General features: G+C 69.8%; 6 protein-coding genes. 2 read left to right on the forward strand and 4 right to left on the reverse strand.

All coding sequences use genetic code 11. The features are described 5' to 3' along the window. The first annotated feature begins 127 nt into the window (after positions 1-127). Positions 128-856: an SDR family oxidoreductase gene (locus DKL51_RS21415; protein WP_124812415.1), complete on the forward strand. Its 729-nt coding sequence runs from the start codon at positions 128-130 to the stop codon at positions 854-856. Positions 857-908: 52 nt separating this feature from the next. Here the strand turns inward: DKL51_RS21415 and DKL51_RS36545 are convergent, their stop codons facing one another. The 3 genes from DKL51_RS36545 to DKL51_RS21425 form a co-directional block, all read right to left on the reverse strand. Further along, positions 909-1,034 carry an MFS transporter small subunit gene (locus DKL51_RS36545; protein ID WP_260428610.1) on the reverse strand — a complete coding sequence of 42 codons (126 nt, stop codon included), beginning with the start codon at positions 1,032-1,034 and terminating at the stop codon, positions 909-911. Then, positions 1,031-2,446 carry an OFA family MFS transporter gene (locus tag DKL51_RS21420; RefSeq protein ID WP_124812418.1) on the reverse strand — a complete coding sequence of 472 codons (1,416 nt, stop codon included), beginning with the start codon at positions 2,444-2,446 and terminating at the stop codon, positions 1,031-1,033. Before DKL51_RS21420 ends, DKL51_RS36545 begins: the two co-directional genes overlap by 4 nt. Positions 2,447-2,587: 141 nt before the next feature. Continuing rightward, positions 2,588-3,733 carry a hypothetical protein gene (locus DKL51_RS21425; protein ID WP_109966785.1) on the reverse strand — a complete coding sequence of 382 codons (1,146 nt, stop codon included), beginning with the start codon at positions 3,731-3,733 and terminating at the stop codon, positions 2,588-2,590. 146 nt (positions 3,734-3,879) lie between these two features. Here DKL51_RS21425 and pdxY point away from each other — a divergent pair, with 146 nt between their 5' ends. Continuing rightward, positions 3,880-4,731: a pyridoxal kinase PdxY gene (gene pdxY, locus DKL51_RS21430; RefSeq protein WP_124812416.1), complete on the forward strand. Its 852-nt coding sequence runs from the start codon at positions 3,880-3,882 to the stop codon at positions 4,729-4,731. A 213-nt stretch (positions 4,732-4,944) separates the two neighbouring features. Here pdxY and DKL51_RS21435 read toward each other — a convergent pair whose 3' ends face one another. Next, the gene (locus tag DKL51_RS21435; RefSeq protein WP_124812417.1) at positions 4,945-5,556 is read right to left on the reverse strand and encodes an MmpS family transport accessory protein; all 612 of its coding nucleotides are present in this window, start codon (positions 5,554-5,556) and stop codon (positions 4,945-4,947) included. Positions 5,557-5,785 lie beyond the last annotated feature (229 nt).

A 5,785-nucleotide genomic window follows, 5' to 3' on the forward strand; every position in this document is an offset into this window, starting at 1 on the left:
CAGGCCACCCCGGTCACCCCGCCGCCACCCAGCACCAACGCCCGCCCCATGGTGACCATCCTCTCCACCGCCGGTCCCTGCCGGCCACGGTAACGTCGGCCGCACACACGGGGCAGGGAGCAATCCATTGAATCCGGTCACAGTCATCACCGGCGGAAGCCGCGGCATCGGCGCCGCCACCGCCCGCCGACTCGCCGCCGCCGGCCACGACATCGCCATCGCCTACCGCCGCGACCACGACGCCGCCCAGGCCGTCCTCGCCGACATCCACGCCACCGGCCGCCGCGGCATCGCCGTACCCGCCGACACCACCGACCCCGACCAGGTCCACCGGCTCTTCGACACCACCGCCGAGCTCGGCCCCCTCACCGGCCTGGTCAACAACGCCGGCATCACCAGCCCGATCGGCGCCTTCACCGACCTGCGGGCCGACGACCTGCGTCGCGTCGTCGACGTCAACCTCATCGGCTACGTCCTCTGCGCCCAGCAGGCCGCCCGCCGGATGACCCACGGCGGCGCCGTCGTCAACGTCTCCTCCGCCGCCGCCACCCTCGGCAGCCCGGGGGAGTACATCCACTACGCCGCCGTCAAAGCCGCCACCGACACCCTCACCGTCGGCCTGGCCAAGGAACTCGCCCCCCGCGGCATCCGGGTCAACGCCGTCGCCCCCGGCATCATCCGCACCGACATCCACGCCCTCTCCGGCGTACCCGACCGCCCCCACAGCGCCGCCGGGCGAATCCCCCTCGGCCGCTCCGGCGAACCCGACGAGGTCGCCGGCGCCATCGCCTGGCTGCTCAGCCCCGACGCCTCCTACACCACCGGCGCCGTCCTACGCGTCGCCGGCGGACTGTAACCGAAAACGGCCCGGGGGAGAGCACCCCCGGGCCGTCCGCATCAGCACCGCGTCAGCTGGTGAACAGCTTCGCCGCCGTGATGGCCGTCTGCACCACCCCGTAACCCAGCAGCACCGACACCACCAACCAGGAAATCCACAACCGGGCCTGCTGCCCGTACCGGTGGTCCTCGTTCATCGCGAGCCGCTCCTCTCCGCCGTCACCGTCTCCGTACCCTCATCCACACCCGCCGCGGGCTCGTGGAACCGCTCCGGCACCGGCCGGATCAACAGGTTCGCGATGAATCCCACCGCCAGCAACCCGACCATCGTGAACAACGCCGGCCGGTACGCCGCCGCCGTCAACGTCCCCGGCTTGCCCTGCGCGTCGAGGAACCCGTTGACGATCAGCGGCCCGGCGACGCCCGCCGCCGACCACGCCGTCAACAGCCGCCCATGGATCGCCCCCACCTGGAACGTGCCGAACAGATCCCGCAGATACGCCGGCACGGTCGAGAAACCGCCCCCGTAGAACGACAGGATCACGCACGCCAACAGCACGAACAACGCCGTCGCGGTGTGCCCGAACAGCGCCAGCAGCGTGTACAGCACCATGCCGACACCCAGATACACCATGTAGATCGGCTTACGCCCGATCAGATCCGACGTCGACGACCACACGAACCGGCCCGCCATGTTGAACAGCGACAGCAGCCCCACGAAACCGCCCGCCGCCGCCACCGACACCGCCGACGTGCCGTTGTCCCGGAAGAAGTCCTGAATCATCGGGCTCGCCTGCTCCAGGATGCCGATACCGGCGGTCACGTTGCAGAACAGCACCACCCACAGCAGCCAGAACGACGGCGTCTTGATCGCGTTCGCCGCCGACACGTTCGCCGTGGTCACCAGCGGCTTCGCCGCCACCCGCGCCGGGTCGAACCCGGCCGGCCGCCAGTCCGCCGCCGGCACCCGCACGTTGAACACGCCGAACATCATGATCAGGAAGTAGCCGACGCCCAACGTCACGAACAGCCACACCAGCGCGCTGCCCGACGCCGTCGAACCCGCGTTCGCCGGGTCGTACCCCGGGTCGTAGAACGACAGCAGCTGCCGGGACAGGGGAGAGGCCACCATCGCCCCACCACCGAAGCCCATGATCGCCAGACCCGTCGCCAGACCAGGCCGGTCCGGGAACCACTTGATCAACGTCGAGACGGGGGAGATGTACCCGATCCCCAGACCGATGCCACCCAGCAGCCCGTACCCCAGATACAGCAACCACAACTGACGAGTCGCGATGCCCAGGGCGCCGACCAGGAACCCGGCCGCCCAGAAGCACGCCGAGACGAACATCGCCTTACGCGGCCCGTTCGCCTCCACCCACGTGCCCGCCACCGCGGCCGACAACCCCAGCATCACGATCGCGATACTGAAGATGATGCCGATCGCCGTCTGACTGGTGTCGAAGTGCGCGATCAGAGAGTTCTTGTAGACGCTGGTCGCGTAGACCTGCCCGATGCAGAGATGGATCGCCAACGCCGCCGGCGGAATCAGCCAACGGCTGTACCCGGGCGGCGCGACGGTGTGCCGACGATCGAGTGCGGAAAGCATGCAGCTTCCTTTCCGAAACATGGCGGGAAACCTTCCCGCTTCATGCCCCCACCGCACGCTGCGCCGAAACCCCTCCCGCGCCGAACGGTCGAAAGCCTGAGCCGAACGGTCACTCCAACCCGCGGGCCGCTCACGCCGTCGTCACGCCACCGACGCATCCGGAGCCGCACCGTCCGAAGCCGACAACGCCGAACCGACGTCATCCCCGGCCGCCTCCAGCCGGGGAATCAGCCGCAACGCCAACCGCGCCCGCCCCGGACCGGCCAACCGGCGCGGCCCGTACTTCACGTCGAACAACGCGAACACCCGCGCCCGCTGCGCGTCCCCGTCCACCCGCGCCAACCGGAACCGCGTACCCGACCAACCGTCCACCACCAACGGCCGGGACAACTCCACCTCCAACGGCCCCGTACCGTGATCGGTCAACTGATCCACGATCGGCGACCCGTCGATGCACCACCCGTCCGGCAACACCACGAAATGCACCAGGCACGACCGCAACACCACACCGTCGTACCGCAACGCCATCGGCAGGCAGATGTACTCGTCCAGCCGGCGCGTACTCGGGTGCCCCCACAGCTCGTCGAAGCGGCTCTCCACGAACTCACCCAACGGGCTGCCCATGAACACCTCCAGGTGCGGAGCCGCCGACGCCCGCACCCCGACCGGGAAGAACGAAATCAACGCCTTGTCGTCCCAGCGGAACATGTGCACCGTCGGCGAGGCGTCGTAGATGCGCACCTGAAGCCGGGCGCGGGTCTCCGCGTCCAGGGACTCGGCGAACTCGTTGAGCCGGCGCAGATTGTCCACGATCACCTCCCGGACGTTCACCGGGCGGATCTCCTCGGCCCGCTGCGACGCCGCCGCCGAATCCGGATCCAGCAGCAACACCCGCACCAGCACCCCGTTGCCCAACGCCGTCCGCAGAGCCCGCAGGAACCGGTCACGTCCCGGCCCCTCCAGCAGGTGACTACCGATGTCCATGATCGAGACCGTCGAGCTCGCCGCAGCCACATGCGCGCTGAACTCCTCGTCGTCGAAGTGCGGGTGCTCCTCGACCCGGGACCGGCGCAGCTCCTCGAACAACGGGTCCACGATCGCGTACGAGAACGCCACGATGACGATGCTGGCGCCGATGTTGAGCAGCAGCTCCTGGTTGTAGCCGGTGACCACCCGGCCCCAGGCCAGCAGCGCCGCCGACACCGCCAGCAGCCCCAGGAAACCCGCCGCGCGACGGCCGCGCCAGCGCAGGCGCCGGCGGAGAACCCCCGTGATCCGTGTCCCCACGCGTCCTCCCCGGTGACGCAGGTGCATCGATGATGCCCACCACAGTGGACCGAACGCAACGACGACCGGATGCCCAGCTTGGGGCGCCAAGGCGAGATGGCCGGGTTTGACGCGGATTCACATCCGGGGGATGCGACCATGGGCTGGTGAAGATCCTGTCCATCCAGTCCTCGGTCGCGTACGGCCACGTCGGCAACTCCGCCGCCGTCTTCCCCCTCCAACGGCTCGGGCACGAGGTCTGGCCGGTGCTGACCGTCCACTTCTCGAACCACACCGGATACGGCGCCTGGCGCGGGCCGCTGCTCGCACCGGCCGACGTCGCCGAGGTCATCGCGGGCATCGAGGACCGCGGAGTCCTCGGAACCGCCGACGCGGTGCTCTCGGGCTACCAGGGCGACCCGGCGATGGGAGCGGTGATCCTCGACGCCGTCGACAGGGTGAAGGCGGCCAACCCGCACGCGGTGTACTGCTGCGACCCGGTGATGGGCGACGTCGGCCGCGGCATGTTCGTCCGGCCGGGTATCCCGGAGTACCTGCGGGACACCGTCGTCCCGCGCGCGGACATCGTCACCCCGAACCAGTTCGAGCTGGAATTCCTGTCCGGCCGTACGACGAACTCGCCGAAGGAGCTGCTGGACGCGGTCGACGTCGTCCGCGACATGGGACCGCGCCACGTGCTGGTCACCAGCGTGCTGCACGGCGACGTCCCCGAAGGGTGCCTGGAGGTGGTGGCCGTGTCGGACGAGGGCGCCTGGGCGGTCACCACGCCGCTCCTGCCGATCAGCCCGAACGGCGCCGGCGACGTCACCGCCGCGCTGTACCTCGCCCACCTGTCGACGACCGGCTCGCCCGAGACAGCACTGGCGCGAACCACCAACACCATCTTCGCCATCCTCGAGGCGACGCTCGCGGCGGGCACCCGGGAGATCCAGCTGGTCGCCACCCAGGACGCCATCGCCGACCCGCCAACCAGGTTCACCCCCAAGCGGCTGCGGTGACGGCACTGCGCTGCTCGCCAGCCGGGAGGTGACGACGCCGGCTGACTTCGGTGCCCGTGCAGCGGTACCGGCGTTATCGCCTCGGTATTACCGGACAGCGGTCCGCCGAGGGTCTGCTCAAGCCGCCTGGAACGGACAGCAGCTGCGATTCGATAACGTACATTATGTCAAGCTGGTTGATCGCCCACCTTCCCCACGGAGAGCGGGTCGGCCTCAGTCCAACTGGACCTGACAGGTGACTGCGCCGGACTCGTCGGGCGTGCTGTCAACGACCGTCTCGCCGTCAACCACCAGTCGGCAGGCGAAGCCGTCGGGCGGCGCCTGTGGCGTCAACGCCCGCAGGGTTACCTCGCCGACGTCGGCGTCCAGCGTCAGCGTGGCCCGCCACGGCAGTGTCACCGACACGATCCCGGTGACCGAAGCGCTTCTCGTGTACAGCACCGAGGCACGCCCCGTACCGGTCACCTCGTAGCTGACCCTGTACGGGCCCTGCGGTTGGCCGGGCGTGACGATGCTCGACGGCCCCGCATCTGGGCGGTCCGCGGCGTGCCGGTAGGGATCGGCGGGGCCGGTCGTCGCGCGCCGGAGCAACACCAGCCCGCCTCCGGCGCAGGCCAGCAGCAGGAGTACGAGCCCGATCACCACCGTGCGGGTGGTCGGTGCCGGCGTCGACGCGGCCGGCGGGTACAGGATGGCGCTTGGGGTCGGGTCGGGCGGTGTGGGCGTCGTCCACGGGGTCGGCGGTCCCCACTGGTCGGGAGCGACCCACGGCGCGGGTGTTGCACCGTCGCCCGGTCGCCCACCAGCACCGTCCGGCTGCGTCATCCGGCCTTCCCCTTCGTGGAGCCCCCACCGCGACCGCCATGGTGGCACAACGCTCCACACCCGAGTTGCCGTGAACGGCCAGGAGAAGCAGGCCGCTCCCCCTGTCCGCTCTGGTCGGGAACGCGAAAATCATGCATAATATCCCTTATGCATGACAAACGGGACGAATCGGTTGCAACGCTGATCGAGGAGTTCCTGACCGCGCGGGCCACCCGCAAGCCCTCCCCCC

Origin of the sequence: Micromonospora globispora, from assembly GCF_003857015.1 — a bacterium.
GTDB lineage: Bacteria > Actinomycetota > Actinomycetes > Mycobacteriales > Micromonosporaceae > Micromonospora > Micromonospora globispora.